Origin of the sequence: Methylobacterium sp. WSM2598, assembly GCF_000379105.1 — a bacterium.
Classification (GTDB): Bacteria; Pseudomonadota; Alphaproteobacteria; order Rhizobiales; family Beijerinckiaceae; genus Methylobacterium.
This window is the reverse complement of the sequence record NZ_KB900609.1, coordinates 1,246,112-1,261,983: the sequence shown is the minus strand read 5'-3', so window position 1 is coordinate 1,261,983 and position 15,872 is coordinate 1,246,112. Positions and strand designations below refer to the sequence as shown.

The 15,872-nt window shown below is 74.6% G+C and carries 15 protein-coding genes and 1 riboswitch; of the genes, 5 read left to right on the top strand and 10 right to left on the bottom strand.

Annotated features, from left to right (window positions below):
• Positions 1-85: 85 nt before the first annotated feature.
• A complete protein-coding gene (locus tag MET2598_RS0106035; protein WP_026190545.1) occupies positions 86-745 on the bottom strand; it encodes an SDR family NAD(P)-dependent oxidoreductase in 660 nt (219 codons plus the stop codon).
• Between the two features lie 82 nt (positions 746-827).
• Between MET2598_RS0106035 and MET2598_RS0106030 the strand changes: the two genes are divergently transcribed.
• Positions 828-1,760, top strand: a complete 933-nt coding sequence (locus tag MET2598_RS0106030) for a LysR family transcriptional regulator (protein ID WP_018260216.1) — start codon at positions 828-830, stop codon at positions 1,758-1,760.
• A 91-nt stretch (positions 1,761-1,851) separates the two neighbouring features.
• Here the strand turns inward: MET2598_RS0106030 and MET2598_RS0106025 are convergent, their stop codons facing one another.
• A complete protein-coding gene (locus MET2598_RS0106025; RefSeq protein WP_012333296.1) occupies positions 1,852-2,493 on the bottom strand; it encodes a trimeric intracellular cation channel family protein in 642 nt (213 codons plus the stop codon).
• A gap of 344 nt (positions 2,494-2,837) precedes the next feature.
• On the opposite strand from MET2598_RS0106025, the gene MET2598_RS0106020 reads away from it, so the two are divergent.
• Positions 2,838-4,052, top strand: a complete 1,215-nt coding sequence (locus MET2598_RS0106020) for a cytochrome P450 (protein ID WP_018260215.1) — start codon at positions 2,838-2,840, stop codon at positions 4,050-4,052.
• Positions 4,053-4,154: 102 nt separating this feature from the next.
• A complete protein-coding gene (locus MET2598_RS42030; protein ID WP_018260214.1) occupies positions 4,155-4,295 on the top strand; it encodes a hypothetical protein in 141 nt (46 codons plus the stop codon).
• 175 nt (positions 4,296-4,470) lie between these two features.
• On the opposite strand, the gene MET2598_RS0106010 is transcribed toward MET2598_RS42030, so the two are convergent.
• The 6 genes from MET2598_RS0106010 to MET2598_RS0105985 all read right to left on the bottom strand — a co-directional run bounded on the left by MET2598_RS0106010 (position 4,471) and on the right by MET2598_RS0105985 (position 10,128).
• Positions 4,471-5,355 carry a dihydrodipicolinate synthase family protein gene (locus tag MET2598_RS0106010; protein WP_018260213.1) on the bottom strand — a complete coding sequence of 295 codons (885 nt, stop codon included), beginning with the start codon at positions 5,353-5,355 and terminating at the stop codon, positions 4,471-4,473.
• A gap of 60 nt (positions 5,356-5,415) precedes the next feature.
• Entirely contained in the window at positions 5,416-6,414 is a 999-nt protein-coding gene (locus MET2598_RS0106005; RefSeq protein ID WP_018260212.1) for a branched-chain amino acid ABC transporter permease, read from the bottom strand.
• Positions 6,415-6,426: 12 nt separating this feature from the next.
• Positions 6,427-7,332, bottom strand: a complete 906-nt coding sequence (locus MET2598_RS0106000; protein WP_018260211.1) for a branched-chain amino acid ABC transporter permease — start codon at positions 7,330-7,332, stop codon at positions 6,427-6,429.
• Between the two features lie 55 nt (positions 7,333-7,387).
• Positions 7,388-8,611: an ABC transporter substrate-binding protein gene (locus MET2598_RS0105995; protein ID WP_018260210.1), complete on the bottom strand. Its 1,224-nt coding sequence runs from the start codon at positions 8,609-8,611 to the stop codon at positions 7,388-7,390.
• Positions 8,612-8,672: 61 nt separating this feature from the next.
• Entirely contained in the window at positions 8,673-9,383 is a 711-nt protein-coding gene (locus MET2598_RS0105990) for an ABC transporter ATP-binding protein (RefSeq protein ID WP_018260209.1), read from the bottom strand.
• Positions 9,376-10,128 carry an ABC transporter ATP-binding protein gene (locus MET2598_RS0105985; RefSeq protein WP_018260208.1) on the bottom strand — a complete coding sequence of 251 codons (753 nt, stop codon included), beginning with the start codon at positions 10,126-10,128 and terminating at the stop codon, positions 9,376-9,378. Before MET2598_RS0105985 ends, MET2598_RS0105990 begins: the two co-directional genes overlap by 8 nt.
• 198 nt (positions 10,129-10,326) lie before the next feature.
• Between MET2598_RS0105985 and MET2598_RS0105980 the strand changes: the two genes are divergently transcribed.
• Positions 10,327-11,046 (top strand): GntR family transcriptional regulator, encoded by a 720-nt coding sequence (locus MET2598_RS0105980; protein ID WP_026190544.1) that lies wholly within the window; start codon positions 10,327-10,329, stop codon positions 11,044-11,046.
• 85 nt (positions 11,047-11,131) lie between these two features.
• Here the strand turns inward: MET2598_RS0105980 and edd are convergent, their stop codons facing one another.
• The gene (gene edd / locus MET2598_RS0105975; protein WP_026190543.1) at positions 11,132-12,982 is read right to left on the bottom strand and encodes a phosphogluconate dehydratase; all 1,851 of its coding nucleotides are present in this window, start codon (positions 12,980-12,982) and stop codon (positions 11,132-11,134) included.
• Positions 12,983-13,204: 222 nt separating this feature from the next.
• Positions 13,205-14,107 (bottom strand): hypothetical protein, encoded by a 903-nt coding sequence (locus MET2598_RS0105970; RefSeq protein WP_018260205.1) that lies wholly within the window; start codon positions 14,105-14,107, stop codon positions 13,205-13,207.
• Positions 14,108-14,564: 457 nt separating this feature from the next.
• A riboswitch (glycine riboswitch) is annotated at positions 14,565-14,667 on the top strand.
• A gap of 49 nt (positions 14,668-14,716) precedes the next feature.
• Between MET2598_RS0105970 and gcvT the strand changes: the two genes are divergently transcribed.
• Entirely contained in the window at positions 14,717-15,859 is a 1,143-nt protein-coding gene (gene gcvT / locus MET2598_RS0105965) for a glycine cleavage system aminomethyltransferase GcvT (RefSeq protein ID WP_012333308.1), read from the top strand.
• The last annotated feature ends 13 nt before the right edge of the window (positions 15,860-15,872 follow it).

The following is a 15,872-nucleotide window of genomic DNA, read 5'->3' as shown; positions in this document are numbered from 1 at the left end:
CTGCTCCTGTCCCGATCCCGCCCCCTCCGGTGCGGCGAGCCGATGCACCGCGGGATCCGTGCCGATTCCCGCTCGCGCACGAGGCTCAGCCCGCGGGCGTGTAGGTCGCCTCGACCGTCCACGACCCCGCCGGCTGGGCGTGGAGCTGCCAGAACCGCTCGCCGACCGCCTTCGCATCCTCGGAGCCCGGGTTCACGAAGCCGGCGACCGTGACGGTCGCGACGTGGATCCCCTGCTCCCGGAAGCGCTCGAACAGGCCGTGCGCCAGGGCGCGGATTCCCGCCTTGCCGATGCTCAGGGACAGGTAGTCCGGGTGAGGCTGCAGGCCGAAGCCGCCGCCGGTGAGCAGGATCGTGCCGCCGCCCCGCGCGGCCATTCCCGGCGCGACCGCCTGGGCCGCCGCCATCGCGCCGCCGATATTCACCGCGAGGTCGCCGGTGAAGGTGTCGCGCGGCTGCTCCGCGAGCGCGGCCCGGCGCATGGACGCGGCGTTGTAGTGCAGCACGTCGATGCCGCCGAACTCCCGCTCGACGCTCTCGACCAGGGCGGCCACGCTGGCCGGGTCGCCCGCATCCGCGGCGCGCGCCTCGGCCGCGTAGCCCTTGGCCTCGAGCTGCGCGGCCAGGCCGCGCGTCCTGTCCGCGTTGCGGGCGCTCAGGATCACCCGGAAGCCCTCGCGGGCGAACCGCTCGGCCGTCTCCAGGCCCATCCCGGGGCCTGCACCGATGCTGAGAAACGTCCTCATGGCTGGTCTCCTCGACGGTGGAATGGCCGTGAGGTAAGCCATGCAGGGCGGGCGATTAATCCGGGAAGGCCGCATTTCACTCATGCAGGCGGTGCAGCAATTGCGGGAGCTGGGCGGCCTCGACGAACTGGCGGCCTTCGTGACCGTGGCCGAGGCGGGCAGCTTCGCGGCGGCGGCCAAGCTGCTCGGCCGGGACGCGTCCGTGCTCTCGCGGCGGGTGAGCCAGCTGGAGGAGCGCCTCGGCGTGCGGCTGCTCTCGCGCACCACGCGGCGCGTCGCGCTGACGGAGGTGGGCGCGGTCTATTGCCGTCGGGTGCAGGGGCTGCTGGAGGAGCTGGCGAGCGCCAGCCGCGAGGCCAGCGATTCCGCGGCCGCGCCCCAGGGCCTCCTGCGGGTGTCGCTCCCGGTCTCGTTCGGGCGGCAATGGGTGGCGCCGCTGCTGCCCGGGTTCCTCGCCCGGCACCCGCGCATCCGCATCGATCTCCGCCTGACCGACCGGTTCGTCGACGTGGTCGCCGAGGGGTTCGACGTGGCGATCCGGGTCGCGGCCGGGCCGCAGCGCGACAGCTCCCTCACCACCCGCAGGATCGCGTCCTATCGGAACCTGCTCGTGGCCGCGCCGGGCTACCTCGCCGCCCGCGGCGCGCCGCGGACCCCCGCGGACCTGCTGCGGCATGCCTGCCTGGGCTTCACCGGCTACGCCGCCTGGCCCGACTGGCCGCTGATCAAGGACGGCCGGCGCGAGACGGTCCGCCCGGCCTGCTCCCTGGTCGCGGACCATTCGGAGGCCCTGCTCGCCGCCGCGATCGGGGGCGCCGGGATCACCTTCACGTCCCACTGGCTGGCAGGGCCGGCGCTGCGGGCCGGGACGCTGGTCGAGGTGCTGCCGGGCTGGGAGGGGACGGAGCGCGGGGGCGTCTACGCGATCCTGCCGCCCGGCCGCTTGGTGCCGACCAAGTCCCGCCTGTTCGTGGACGAGGTGGCCGGAGCCATCAGGGCGGGATGGGCGCGCTGAGCCGGGCTTGGGCCGGGGGCTTGGGCCGGGGGCTTGGGCCGGGGGCTTGGGCCGGGCGGGATTGCGCCGGCAGAGGCCGGCGCGGTCCGGTTCAGCGCAGCGGCGGAGGGCTCGGCCCGCGATGCGGGCGCAGGGTCAGCCCCCACCGGATGGCGGCGCCCCGCAGCAGGAAACCCACGAGCGCGCCCGTCAGCGCGGGCCAGGGCGCGCTCAGGCCGGCCTCGTCGAGGACCACGAAGGTCGCGGCCGCCACCAGCGCCGCGGTGACGTAGAGCTCATGGCGGAGCAGGACGGACGGAACGCCCGCCGTGATGTCGCGGATGACGCCGCCCACGCAGGCCGTGATGATCCCGGCCGCGGCCGCCGAGATGGAGGAGACGCCGAACTGGAGAGCCTTGCCGGCGCCGTAGACCGCGTAGGCGGCGAGGCCGGCGGCGTCGAGCCAGTCGAGGGCCCGTTCCGGCCACCAGCGCAGCGGCATCGCCCAGGCCGCCACGGCGACGAGGACGCAGAGGATCACGGGAGCCGGATCCCGCATCCAGAAGACCGGCGCGCCGATCAGGAGGTCGCGCAAGGTCCCGCCGCCCGTCGCCGTGACGAGGGCGAAGAAGCAGGCCGCCACGATGTCGAGGCGCTTGCGCACGGCGGCGAGCGATCCCGAGGCGGCGAACACCGCCAAGCCGGCCAGGTCCAGCCAGGGGAGGAGGGGTTCGAGGGCGATCGGCGACGGCACGTCGGTCAGCTCTTTGCGGCGAGGAGGGCGGGTCCCTCCCGCCGCGGAGTGCCAGCCGCCGGGAGCGTTCGCAACCGTCCGCGGACGGGCCCTCCCGCCGCGCTTCGCGCGGTGCCGCGCCCCGCCCGGTGCCGCGCCCCGCCCGGTGCCGCGCTCCGCCCGGTGCCGCGCTCCGCCCAGTGCCGCGCCCCGCCCGGTGCCGCGCCCCGCGGTGCCGCTCCGCCCGGCCCGGTTCGGGCCTCGCATCCGCCGCGCCGCGGCGGCCGGACGTCGTCGCTCACGGTCGCGTCTCCCGCGGTCTAGGATGAGGCTCTCAGCGCCCCGTCGCCCGAAGGAGAGCCGCGATGGCTGCCCCGGATCCCGCTCCGGCCGACACCGCCCCGGTGGCCCGCGCCGCGCTCGAGGCCGACCCGCACGGCATGCTCGCGCGCCTGCGCGCCGCCGTTCCGTTCATCCGGACCGACGACGGGGTGGTGATGCTGCTGCGGGCCGCCGACATCCAGGCCCTCGTCACCGATCCGCGCACCCGGCAGGTCGAGACCGAATTCGCGATGCTGCGCGGCATCACCGAGGGCCCGCTCTACGAGTTCTTCCGCCTCACCGCCCTGTTGTCGAACGGCGAGGTGCATCGGCGGCGGCGCGCCCCGATGGCCCGCAGCTTCGCCTTCCAGGCCGTGGCGGCCCTGCGCCCGCGCGTGCGGGCCCTCGCCGAGGATCTCGTGGCCGCGCGGGCGGCGCGCGGGCGCATGAACCTCGTGGCCGATTACGCGTCCCCGCTCCCGGCCCGGGCGATCGCCGCGATCCTCGGCCTTCCGGAGCGCGACGTCCCGGATTTCACGCGCCTCGTCTACGCCATGGCCCGGACCCTGAGCTCGGCCTACCGGCCGGAGGACCGGCCCGAGGCCGAGGCGGCGGCCTGCCGGCTCACGGACTACGTCGACCGCCTCGTGGCGGAGCGCCGCCGCGCGCCGCGGGACGACCTGATCTCGGCCTTCGTGCCGCTCATCGACGCGGGCGACGCCGAGGCGGCGGCCGAGACGCGCATGCAGATCGTCTCCCTGATCCTGGCCGGCAGCGACACGACGCGGGCGGCGCTGGCGATCCAGATCGGCCTGCTGCTGTCCCATCCGGCGCAGTGGCAGGCGGTCTGCCGCGACGAGGCGCTGATCCCCGGGGCGGTGGCCGAGGCTCTGCGCTACGAGCCCGCGGTCGGCTCCTACCCCCGCTTCACCCTGGAGGCGATCCCGCTCGACGGGGGCGTGCTGCCCGCCGGCGCCCTCGTCTCCTTCTCGACGCTCTCGGCCCTGCGCGATCCGGCCCTCTGCGCGCGGCCGGAGGTCTTCGACATCCGCCGCAGCGACCATCCGCGCTGGCACCTCGTCTTCGGGGGCGGCGCGCATCGCTGCCTCGGCGAGGCGCTCGCCCGCATGGAGCTGGAGGAGGGAATGCGGGCGCTCACGACCCGCCTGCCCGGACTGCGCCTCGACGCGCCCCTGACCGTGCGCGGCTCGGCCGGGATCCGGCGGGTGGAGGAGGTCCCGGTCTCCTGGCCGGCCTGAGGCGGAAGGCCCACTTCCGCGGGCTTGCCGGCATCCCCACATGGTCGCCCGGCGGCCGCCGCGATGGGCGGACGGCCCCTTGGCAATGTCGAGTCACGCGTCATGACCTCGATCAAGGTCAGGCTGTGCGGGGACGGCACCTACACGGTCTTCTGCGACGGCGGCGTGGTCAGCACCGGGCTGACCCGCGCCCAGGCCGATCAACTCGCGGCGGTTCTCCGCTCGATCCAGGGAGGCGGGTGAGGGCCGGGACACCGGCCCCCGCGGGAGCCTGCCGGGTCATGCCGACGGCCCGGGATGCCGACGCATCGGGCCGGCGATCCTCGCGCATCGTCGATGCGAGCCGATGGCCCGACGAAGAGTGGCTTCACCACAAGTCGAGAACGGACCCGACGGTGCCGCCACGGCACCGTCGGGATCAGACGGCCGGGCGATGCTCCAGGGCGCGGCGCACGGTCGCCTCGACCTGCGCCCGGCGGGATCCCGCCAGCGGGAGGCGCGGCGCCCGCACGTGCTCCGTCGAGCCGAGCGCGATCGCCTCCGCGAGCTTGATGTTCTGGACCAGATAGGTCGAGACGTCGAGGTCGAGGAGCGGCCGGAACCAGCGGTAGAGCGCGAGCGCCTCGGCGAGGCGCCCCGCCCGCAGCAGCCGGTAGAGCGCCACCGTCTCGCGCGGGAAGGCGCAGACCAGGCCCGCCACCCAGCCGACCGCCCCGACCGTGAGCGCCTCCAGGGCGAGGTTGTCGACGCCGGTGAGGATCGCGTAGCGGTCGCCCAGATGGTTGATGATCTCGGTGGTGCGCCGGATGTCGTCGGAGGATTCCTTGATCGCCACGAAGCGCGGATCCGCGGCGAGTTCCGCCATGATCCGCGGCGTGACGTCGACCCGGTAGGCGACCCGGTTCGAGTAGATCAACACCGGCAGGTCGCCGGCCGCCGCCACCGCCCGCAGCGTCGCGACCGTCTCGGCCTCGTCGGTGTGGTAGATCGGGCTCGGCACCACCATCAGGCCGGAGGCGCCGGCCCGGGCGGCGCGCGACGCCAGCGCGCAGGCCTCGCGCGTGCCCGCCTCCGAGACGGTGAGGAGGACGGGCCGGCCGCCCGCCACGCCCTGGGCGGTCCTGAGCACCGCGAGCCGCTCGTCCTGCGACAGCATCGGGCCCTCGCCGAGGGAGCCGCAGACGATCAGCCCGTCGCAGCCCGCCTCCAGCTGGAGCGCGAAGCAGCGCTCCATCTCGGCGTGATCGAGGTCCCCGTCGGGCGTGAACTTGGTCGTGACCGCGGGGAGGACACCGGTCCACATCGTGAGCGTCTCCTGTGACAAGGGCGGGAGGGAGCGGCACCCCGGCGAGGGGGCGCCGCCTCAGGCGGCCTCGGCGGGCGAGGCCGCCTGCGCGGGGCGGGACCGGGCCTGCGCGCCCGGCCTTCGCCGCGGCGCGGCCCGGTGCAGCATCTCGCCGACGACGCCGCGCCGGAAGAACGAGACGCAGAGGATGAAGATCAGGCCGATCACCACCGTGACGAGGTCGCCCAGGGTCGCGAGGTAGTTCTGCAGGCCGACGACCAGCGCCGCCCCGACGAGCGGCCCGAACAGGGTGCCGACGCCGCCGAGCAGCGTCATCAGCACCACCTCGGTCGAGGTGTGGAGCGAGACGTCGTTGAGGGAGACGAGCTGGAACACCAGGGCCTTGAGGGCGCCCGCGGCGCCCGCCACGGCCGCCGAGAGCACGAAGGCGATGAGCTTGAAGCGGTCGGTCTCGTAGCCGAGGGAGGTCGCGCGCGCCTCGTTGTCCCGCACCGCCTGCAGGATCCGCCCGAAGGGCGAGTGGACGACCCGGTACACGAACAGGAAGCCCGCCGCGAACAGAGCCAGCGTCAGGTAGTACATCGCCGTGTCGGAGGAGAGCGCCACCAGCCCGAACAGGCTGCCGCGCGGGATGCCCTGCAGGCCGTCCTCGCCCCCGGTCCAGCGCAGCTGCACCGCCAGGAAGGACACGACCTGCGACAGGGCGAGGGTGATCATCGCGAAGGAGATGCCCCGCCGCCGGATCGCGAGGCCGCCGATCACCAGGCCGGCGAGGGCCGCGGCGAGCACCCCGGCGAGGAAGGCCGCCGGCATGCCGAGCGGATGGCTGCCGAGGCGGATCATCAGGGCCCCGGTGACGTAGCCGGCGGTGCCCAGGAAGGCGGCGTGCGCGAAGGAGACCAGCCCGGTGAAGCCGAGCAGCAGGTTGAAGGCGCAGGCGAACAGCCCGTAGCACATCACCTTCATGACGAAGACCGGGTAGATCAGGTGCGGCACGAACGGCACCGCGAGCGCCGCGGCGACGAGGGCGGCGAACAGGCGCAGGGTCGTCGGCATCGCGCGTCCCCCTCAGGCTTCGCGGCCGAACAGGCCGGCCGGGCGCAGCAGCAGCACCAGGGCCATGATCACGAAGATCACCACCGTGGAGGCCTCCGGGTAGACGACCTTGGTGACGCCCTCGACGAGGCCGAGCCCCAGGCCCGTGACCATCGCGCCCAGGATCGAGCCGAGGCCGCCGATCACCACGACCGCGAACACGATGTTGAGGATGCTGCCGCCCATCAGCGGCGTCACCTGCATGATCGGGGCGGCGAGCACGCCCGCGAGCCCCGCCAGGGCGACCCCGAAGCCGTAGGCCAGCGTGATCATCAGCGGCACGTTGATGCCGAAGGCCTGGAGCAGGCGCGGATTCTCGGTCCCGGCCCGCAGGTAGGCGCCGAGCCGCGTGCGCTCGAAGGCGTACCAGGTGGAGAGGCAGATCAGCAGCGAGGCGCCGACCACGAAGACCCGGTACTTCGGGAGCAGCATGAAGCCGATATCGACCGGCCCCTGGAGCGATTCGGGCGGCTCGTAGCCCTGGCCCGAGACCCCGTAGGCGTGGCGGAACAGCCCCTCGGTCACCAGGGCGACCCCGAAGGTCAGGAGCAGGCCGTAGAGGTGGTCGAGATGGGAGAGGCGCCGCAGCAGCAGGCGCTCGACCGCCATGCCGAGCGCCGCGACGCAGAGGGGCGCCACGAGGAGGGCCGGCCAGAAGCCGATCTGGAATTCGGGCATGCCCAGCCAGGGACCGACCTGCGTCAGGCCGATCCAGGCCAGGAAGGCCGCCATCATGAACTGCGCGCCGTGCGTGAAGTTGATGATGTTGAGCAGGCCGAAGATGATCGCGAGTCCCATGCTCAGCATCGCGTAGAAGCAGCCGGCGATGAGCCCGATCGTGACCTGAGCGAGGGCGCTCTGCAGCGTGATGTCCGGCATCGGGAGGCTCCGGCGTGGCGGGCGGGGTGCCGGCGCGGCGCGCCGGCGCGCGGGGTCAGCCCCGGGCGTTGAGGGGGCAGGCGTCGCTCGGCTTCGGATAGACGTCCTCGCCCTTGAGCACCGCCTTGACGGTGTAGAAATCCCAGTCGCGCTTCGACTCGGAGGGCTTCTTGACCTGGAGCAGCAGCAGATCGTGCACCAGGGCGCCGTCCGCGCGCAGGCGGCCGTTGCGGATCACCGCGTCGTCGATCGTCATGGTCCGCAGCTTCGCCATCACGGCGCCGGCCTCGTCGGTGCCGGCGGCCTCGATCGCCCGCAGGTAGCTCAGCACCGCCGAGTAGACCGCCGCCTGCGAGGCGCTCGGCATCCGCTTCGTGCGCGCGAAGTAGGTCTCCGCGAAGGCGCGCGAGCGCGCGTCGAAGTCCCAGTAGAAGGCCTCGGTGAGGTACATGCCCTCGGCCTTGGCGAGGCCGAGGCTCCTCACGTCCGTGATGTAGGTGAGGAGCGGCGCGATGACCTGCTTGTCGCCGCGGCCGATGCCGTACTCGGCGGCCTGCTTGATGGCGTTGATGGTGTCGGCCCCGGCATTGGCGAGGGCGATCACCTGGGCGCCGGTGGCCTGGGCCTTCAGCATGTAGGAGGGGAAATCGCCTCCCGGGAAGGGATGGCGCGAGGTGCCCAGCACCTTGCCGCCCCCGGCCTCCACCACCGCGGCGGCGTCGCGCTCCAGCGAGTGGCCGAACGTGTAGTCCGCTGTCACGAAGTACCAGGATGTGCGGCCGGCCCGGAGCAGCGCCTTGGCGGTGCCGGCGGCGAGCGCGGCGGTGTTGACCATCCACTGCGCGCTGAGCGGCGAGCACTTGTCGGTGATCGCCGCCATGGCGACGCCCGCCGAGAGCATCGTCACCCGGTTCTTCTGGCGGGCGATCTCCATCACGGCGAGCGCCGTGGAGGAGGTCGGGAAATCGGCGATCATGTCGACCTTGCCCTGGTCGAACCACTCGCGGGCGAGGTTCGCGGCGATGTCGGGCTTGTTCTGGTGGTCGGCCGCGACCAGTTCGACCGGGGCGCCGAGCACCTTGCCGCCGACCTCGTCGATGGCGATCTGGGCCGCCACCGCGGAGCCGCGGCCGGTGAAGTCCGCGTAGATCCCCGACATGTCGGTGAGGATGCCGACCTTCACGACGCCGTCGCTGACCGCCTCGGCGGCCCGCCCGCCCGCGGCCGCGAAGGCCGCGAGCGAGAGCCCCAGCGCGTATCCGATGAACCGCGACCGCATTCCCGCCTCCTGTGACCCCGGCCTGCCGCCGGTCCCGTCCCGATATCCCTCCGCGCCGGCCTCAGACGCCGAGGAGCTGCGCGACCTCCTCCTCCCGCGCGGCGACCGCCTCGGCCGGGATCTCCGCGGCGACGCGGCCGTGCTCCACCACGTAGTGGCGGTCGGCGAGGGAGCGGGCGAAGTGGAAGTTCTGCTCGACGAGCACGATGGTGAAGCCGCGGCTCTTGAGCAGCGCCACCGCCCGCCCCAGCGCCTCGACGATCACCGGCGCGAGACCCTCGGTGATCTCGTCGAGGAGCAGGATCCGGGCGCCGGTGACGAGGATGCGGCCGAGGGCCAGCATCTGCTGCTCGCCCCCCGAGAGCTGCCCGCCATAGCTGTCCTGCCGCTCGGCGAGGTTGGGAAAGAGGCCCAGCACCTCGGGCAGCGCGAGACCCCGCGTCCCGAGCCGGGGCAGGAGGGTGAGGTTCTCGCGGGTGGTCAGCGTCCGGTAGACGCCGCGCTCCTCCGGGCAGTAGCCGATCCCCAGGCGGGCGATGCGGTGGGGCGGACGGTGGATCACCTCCTCGCCCCGCACCCGCACCGAGCCGGCCCGCCGGTCGGTGAGGCCGAGGATCGCCCTCAGGGCGGTGGTGCGCCCCGCGCCGTTGCGGCCGATCAGCGTGACGCACTCGCCCTCGCGCACCGTGAGCGACATGCCGAACAGGGCTTGGCTCTCGCCGTACCAGGCTTCCAGGTCGCGGGCCTCCAGGACGACCGGGCGCTCAGCCATGCCCGCCTCCCAGGTAGGCGGCCCGCACCGCGCCGTCGCGCGAGACCTGCGCGTAGCTGCCCTCGGCCAGGATCTCCCCGCGCTGCAGCACCGTGATCGTGTCGCAGAGGTCGGCCACGACCGACATGTTGTGCTCGACCATCACGACCGTCCGGCCCTGCGCCGCCCCGCGGATCAGGTCCTTGACCCGGGCGACGTCCTCGACGGCCATGCCCTGGGTCGGCTCGTCGAGGAGCAGGACGGGCGGGTCGAGCGCGAGGGTGGTGGCGAGTTCCAGGGTGCGCTTGCGCCCGTAGGGCAGGTCGGCGGCGGGCATCTCGGCCGCGTCGGCGAGGCCGACCTCGCCGAGCAGGTCGAGCACCTTCCCGTCGAGCGCCGCCAGGGAGGCGCAGGAGCGCCAGAAGCAGTACTGCGTGCCGAGCCGCCGCTGCAGGGCCACCCGGACGTTCTCCCGCACGCTCAGGTGCGGGAAGGTGGCGGAGATCTGGAAGGAGCGCACGAGCCCCCGGCGCGCCGTGGCCGCCGGGCCTTCCCGTGTGATGTCCCGGCCCTTGTAGAGGATGCGCCCGCTCGTCGGCGCGACGAACTTGCTCAGGAGGTTGAACACCGTCGTCTTGCCGGCGCCGTTCGGGCCGATCAGGGCGTGGATGCTGCCGCGCCGCACCCGCAGGTCGAGGCCGCGCACGGCCGTGAACCCGCCGAAGGACTTCGTCAGACCCACTGTCTCCAGGGCGAGGACGACCACGGCCAGGCTCCTTGTCGAGGTCGATTCGTAGATTGTATAAAATCTGCACCGTGGTCAACAGCCGCGCCGCGGCGCAAGTCCCCAAGGCCGCGTCACCAAGGCCGCGTCACCAAGGCCGCGTCACCGAGGCCGCGCGCCGCGCCGGCCCTGGCGCGAGGCCGGCGAGATGTATAATTTATCCGCCATGGAGCGCGTCACGTGAGTTCGGGGACCACCCCGCCGCCCGCAGGCCCCCGGCCCCCGGCCAGGGGGGAGCAGCTGCGCCACCGCACGGTCTCGGCGGCCGTGGCCGACGCTCTGCGCCAGCGCATCCTCGGCGGCGCGTTGCGCCCCGGGACGCAGCTGCGCCAGGACGCGCTGGCGGAGGAGTTCGGCATCAGCCGCATCCCGGTCCGGGAGGCGCTGCTGCAGCTCGAAGCGAGCGGCCTCGTCAGGATCGTGCCGCACCGGGGAGCGGTCGTCTCGGGCCTCTCGGTCGAGGAGATCGAGGACGTGTTCCAGCTGCGCGCCCTGCTGGAGCCGCAGCTGCTGATCCTGTCGGCGCGCGGCCTGACGGCGGAGGATTACCGGGACTTGCGGGCCCTGCTCGGCGAGTACAAGGCGGCGCTCTGCGCCGAGCGGATCGACCTCTGGGGCGAGCTGAACCGGCGCTTCCACCTCGGCCTCTTGCGCCACGCGGGGCGGCCGCGCTCCCTCGGCATCGTCTCCGGCCTGCTTCAGGATTGCGACAGGCCGACCCGGCTGCAACTCTCCCTTACCGGCGACGTGGCGCGGGCGGACCGCGAGCACACGACCCTGCTCGACCTCTGCGAGGCAGGCGAGGTCGTGGCCGCCGCCGCCCTGCTGCGGTCCCACATCGAGCATGCGGGCCGGGCGCTGATCGGGCTCTACCGCAGCGTCGAGGCGGCGGGCGCCTGACCCGCCGCGCGCCGCGGCCGGAGGCCGCCGGCGGGTCGGCCGCCGCCTTCGCGGGCGCGCCGGTCGGCGCGCGGGAATCGGCCGCTCAGCCGAGCGCCTCGCCGAAGATGGAGGCGCCCGCATCCGCCGCGCCGACCGCCGCCCGGAAGGCCCCGAACAGCTCGCGGCCGACGCCGACATGGGAGGCGGCGAGGTCCGCGGTCGCGGGCGCGCGCGCCGCCCACTCGGCCGGCGGCACCAGCACCTCCAGCCGCCCGGCCGGGGCGTCGACGCGCACCACGTCCCCGTCGCGGATCCGGGCGATCGGCCCGCCCTCCGCCGCCTCGGGGGTGACGTGGATGGCCGAGGGCACCTTGCCGGAGGCGCCCGAGAGGCGGCCGTCCGTGACCAGCGCGACCCGGTGGCCGCGGTCCTGCAGCACGCCGAGCGGCGGCATCAGCTTGTGCAGTTCCGGCATGCCGTTCGCCTTCGGGCCCTGGAAGCGCACCACCGCCACCACGTCGCCCCGAAGCTCGCCCGCCCGGAAGGCCGCCTGCAGCGCCTCCTGCGAGTGGAACACCCGCGCGGGCGCCTCGATCACCTGCCGCTCGGGCGCCACCGCCGAGGTCTTGATCACCGCGCGGCCGAGATTGCCCGCCAGCACGGCGAGGCCGCCGGTCGGCTGGAACGGCGCCGCCGCGCCCCGCAGCACGCCGGTCTCGCCGCTCTCCGCCGGGCCCTCCCGCCAGGCGAGGCCGCCCGCCTCGGTCAGCACCGGCTCGCGCGTGTAGGCGTGCAGCCCCGCCCCGAGCACGGTCTGCGCGTCCGCGTGCAGCAGCCCTTCGCCGAGGAGTTCGCGGATCACGAAGGGCATGCCGCCCGCCGCGTGGAAGTGGTTCACGTCCGCCGTGCCGTTCGGGTAGACGCGGGCGAGGAGCGGCGTCACCTCGGCGAGGTCGGAGAGGTCCTCCCAGGTCAGGGTGATGCCGGCCGCCGCCGCCATCGGCAGCAGGTGGAGCGTGTGGTTGGTCGAGCCGCCGGTCGCGTGCAGCCCCACGATCCCGTTCGCGAAGGCCCGCTCGTCCAGGAGCTGCCCGACCGGCAGGTACTCGTTGCCGAGCGCCGTGATGGCGAGGGCGCGCTGCGCGGCGGCCCGGGTCAGCGCGTCGCGCAAGGGCGTGTCCGGCGTGACGAAGGAGGCCCCGGGCAGGTGCAGGCCCATCATCTCCATCAGCATCTGGTTGGTGTTGGCCGTCCCGTAGAAGGTGCAGGTGCCCGGCCCGTGATAGGAGTCGGATTCGGCGGCGAGCAGGGCGTCGCGCCCCACCTTCCCCTCGGCGTAGAGCTGGCGGATCTTCGCCTTCTCGGGGTTGGGCAGGCCGCTCGTCATCGGGCCGGAGGGGATGAACACCGCCGGCAGGTGCCCGAAGGCGAGGGCGCCGATGACGAGGCCCGGCACGATCTTGTCGCAGATGCCGAGGAACACGGCGGCGTCGAAGGTCTGGTGCGAGAGGGCGACGGCGGTCGAGAGGGCGATGACGTCGCGCGAGAACAGGGAGAGTTCCATGCCGGCCTCCCCCTGGGTGATGCCGTCGCACATGGCCGGCACGCCGCCCGCCACCAGGGCGACGCCGCCGGCCTCGCGGGCCGCCTCGCGCAGCAGGTCCGGGTAGCGCTCGTAGGGGCGGTGGGCCGAGAGCATGTCGTTGTAGGCGGTGACGATGCCGAGGCTGGCGCCCTGGCCGTCGCGCAGCATCGCCTTGTCGCCCGGGCCGCAGGCGGCGAAGCCGTGGGCCTGGTTGGCGCAGCCGAGGGCGCGGCGCCGGGGCGCGCGGGCCGCCTCCCCGGCGATGCGCTCCAGGTAGCGCGCGCGCCGGTCGCGGCTGCGCCGCGCGATCCGCTCCGTCACCTCGCCGAGGCGCGCGTGGAGGGGGGACGTTGGCTCAGATGTCGTCACGACACGATCCTCGCGTTGCGGCGGCAGGGCGGCCCCTCCCGCGCGTCGAGATGAGACGCGGCCCGTCGCGCCGCCGATGCCCCGGACGGCCGCAAGATTCGCACCGCGCACCCGATTTCCGTAACGTCATGGCGCGCGGGACGGAGTCAAGTCGATCGCCGCCATAGCACGGATCCGGGCGCGCGCCCCGCCGCGCCCCGTCGGCGTGCCGCGGGCCGGCGCTCAGGCCGGCGCGGCGCCCTCGGCGGCCTCCGGCCCGGCCGGCCGGCACGCCCTCGGCGCCGGGCGGGGCCGGGCGCGGCGGGCGGCGGGCTGCAGGCGCGCCTCCACCTCGGCCGCGCTCGGCAGGGCGGCGCCGTGCGGGGCGCAGGCCAGGGCCGAGGCGGCCCCCGCATAGGCCAGCAGGTCGCCGAGCGCCTCCGCGTCGAGTCCGGCGAGGCCCTCCCCCGTCATGCGCCCGGTCCGGAACAGCCGGGCCAGGAGGGCGGCCTGGAACATCTCGGCCGCCCCGGCCGCGGCGCTTGCCGGGGCCGGCAGGCTCACCGCGCAGCCGGGCGCGAAGGCGAGCGCGCCCCGCCCGGCCAGCGTCACCGTGACGAGCGAGGCGCCGCGTCCGAGGAGGAGCCAGGCGGCCTCGGCGGGCTCGAGACCGAGGGCGCGGCGCAGATCCTGGTCGCGGGCGGTCACGTGGTCGGCCGCCCGCAGGAGGCGCTCGGCCGGAGGAATGCCCGCCTCCGGCGCCCGCGCGACGGCGGGCAGGCCCAGGCTGACGCTGATGACCCGGCCGCCGGCCTCGCGCTCGGCCAGGGCCGCGTCCGCCCGCCCCGCCGGGCCCGCCGTCAGGGGCCCGACCCGGAACGCGATCGCCCGCACCTGCGCGGGCAGCGCCTCCTCCGAGCGCGGCAGCACCGGAAGATCGTCGGCTTCATTCTCCGCATCCTCCGCGCGCGGCGCGGCCGCCTCGCCGGCCCCCTCGCGCAGAATCGCGGCGGGCACGCCGAGCCTCAGCAGCCCCGCCGCCAGGAGAACCGGCGACCCGCCCGCGAACGCCCTGCCTGCCGGGCCCGCGTGCGCGGCCGCCTCCTCCGCGCGCTCCCGGCGGGATTCGCCGCAGACGAGAATCATGGCGTCGCCCTCCCAAGATGCGGCCCGTGCCCGCACAAGCTCGCGCCCATGTCTCGCCGCCTCGCCGTCGCGTGATGACCGTCCGCAAGCTGACCGAATTCAGCGCGAACGCAACCGCATCAATCTACTTAACTCTAGGGAATATGGCGTGTTCGGTCATGACCTGTTGCGTCAAGATCACGCGGCCAGGATCGCGCGCCGAGGGTCGCCCGCCCGATTCGGTGCGGACGCTTCGGGAGGCCCGAACCCGCGCCGCGGGCCCGCGATGCCGGCCCGCGCGGGGCGGGACGGCCCGCGCCCGGCGACGGGACGCGGAGATTGCGCCGCACGCGCTCTTGTGCTTTGGTCCAACCGTCCGAACAGGGCGATGCGGGAGAGCCCAGCCCGGCGCGATGCGCCGGGCATGGCGCCGACGGAGCAACCACCCCCGGAAACTCTCAGGCACAATCACCGCATCGTTGGACAATCTGGAGAGAGGCGCCGTCCGGCGTCCACCGAAGGAGAAACCTCGCACGCCCGTGCGGGGGAAGCTCTCAGGTACCCGCGACAGATGGGGGTGGCCGCGACGCGTCAGCGCCGTCGGTCCCGTATGTCGCGGAGGATCCTGAGATGTCAGCGCAGCCCGCCGAGTCGGTTGCCCTCGAAACCACGCCCCTGCACGACCTGCACCAGCGCCTCGGCGCGCGCATGGTCCCGTTCGCGGGCTATTCCATGCCGCTGCATTATCCGCCGGGCCAGCTCAAGGAGCACCTGCACACCCGCGCGGCCGCCGGCCTGTTCGACGTCTCCCACATGGGGCAGATCCTGCTGCGGGGCGAGGATCCGGCCGCGATCGCCCGCGCCCTCGAGGGCCTGATCCCGGCCGACCTCGTCGGGCTCAAGGTCGGGCGCCAGCGCTACGGGCTCCTCACCGACGCCGCGGGCGGCATCCTCGACGACCTCATGGTGGCGCGCTTCGAGGATCACGTCGTCGTCGTCGTCAACGCGGCGAACAAGAAGGCCGACGCCGCCCACCTGCGGGCGCATCTCCCGGCCGCGATCACCGTCGAGGAGCGGCCCGACGCGCTCCTCGCCCTGCAGGGGCCGGCCGCGGAGGCGGCCCTGGCGGCGCTCGCGCCCGAGGTCGCGGCGATGCGCTTCCTCGACGTTCGGGCGGTCACCCTGCTGGGCGCGCCCGGCTTCGTCGCCCGCTCCGGCTATACCGGCGAGGACGGGTTCGAGATCTCGGTGCCGGCCGCGGTCGCCGCGCCCCTGGCGGAGGCGCTTCTGGCGCAGCCCGGCGTGCAGCCGGTCGGGCTCGGCGCCCGCGACACCCTGCGGCTCGAGGCGGGCCTGTGCCTGCACGGGGCCGATATCGGCCCGGACACCAGCCCGGTCGAGGCGGGCCTGACCTTCGCGATCCCCAAGGTCCGCCGCCGCGGCGGCGCCCGGGAGGGCGGCTTTCCCGGCGCGGCGCGCATCCTGCACGAGTTCGAGGCCGGCCCGGCCCGGCGGCGCGTCGGGCTGCGGCCCGAGGGCCGCGCCCCGGTCCGCGCCGGCGCGCCCCTCCTGGCGGAGGCGGGCGGCGCGCCGCTCGGCCGCGTCACCTCGGGCAGTTTCGGCCCGAGCCTCGGCGGGCCGGTGGCCATGGGCTACGTCGCCGCCTCGCACGCGGCGGACGGCACCCGGATCGTGGCGGAGGTCCGCGGCCAGGCCCTGCCCCTCGCCGTGACCCCCCTTCCCTTCCTCGCCGCGACCTTCAAGCGGGACTGACCGGAGCGACACC

Bases quoted from the DNA above. Each gene is read 5' to 3' on its own strand.
- MET2598_RS0106035 (WP_026190545.1), bottom strand. From the start codon at position 745: ATGAGGACGTTTCTCAGCATCGGTGCAGGCCCCGGGATGGGCCTGGAG.
- MET2598_RS0106030 (WP_018260216.1), top strand. From the start codon at position 828: ATGCAGGCGGTGCAGCAATTGCGGGAGCTGGGCGGCCTCGACGAACTG.
- MET2598_RS0106020 (WP_018260215.1), top strand. From the start codon at position 2,838: ATGGCTGCCCCGGATCCCGCTCCGGCCGACACCGCCCCGGTGGCCCGC.
- MET2598_RS42030 (WP_018260214.1), top strand. From the start codon at position 4,155: ATGACCTCGATCAAGGTCAGGCTGTGCGGGGACGGCACCTACACGGTC.
- MET2598_RS0106010 (WP_018260213.1), bottom strand. From the start codon at position 5,355: ATGTGGACCGGTGTCCTCCCCGCGGTCACGACCAAGTTCACGCCCGAC.
- MET2598_RS0106005 (WP_018260212.1), bottom strand. From the start codon at position 6,414: ATGCCGACGACCCTGCGCCTGTTCGCCGCCCTCGTCGCCGCGGCGCTC.
- MET2598_RS0106000 (WP_018260211.1), bottom strand. From the start codon at position 7,332: ATGCCGGACATCACGCTGCAGAGCGCCCTCGCTCAGGTCACGATCGGG.
- MET2598_RS0105995 (WP_018260210.1), bottom strand. From the start codon at position 8,611: ATGCGGTCGCGGTTCATCGGATACGCGCTGGGGCTCTCGCTCGCGGCC.
- MET2598_RS0105990 (WP_018260209.1), bottom strand. From the start codon at position 9,383: ATGGCTGAGCGCCCGGTCGTCCTGGAGGCCCGCGACCTGGAAGCCTGG.
- MET2598_RS0105970 (WP_018260205.1), bottom strand. From the start codon at position 14,107: ATGATTCTCGTCTGCGGCGAATCCCGCCGGGAGCGCGCGGAGGAGGCG.
- gcvT (WP_012333308.1), top strand. From the start codon at position 14,717: ATGTCAGCGCAGCCCGCCGAGTCGGTTGCCCTCGAAACCACGCCCCTG.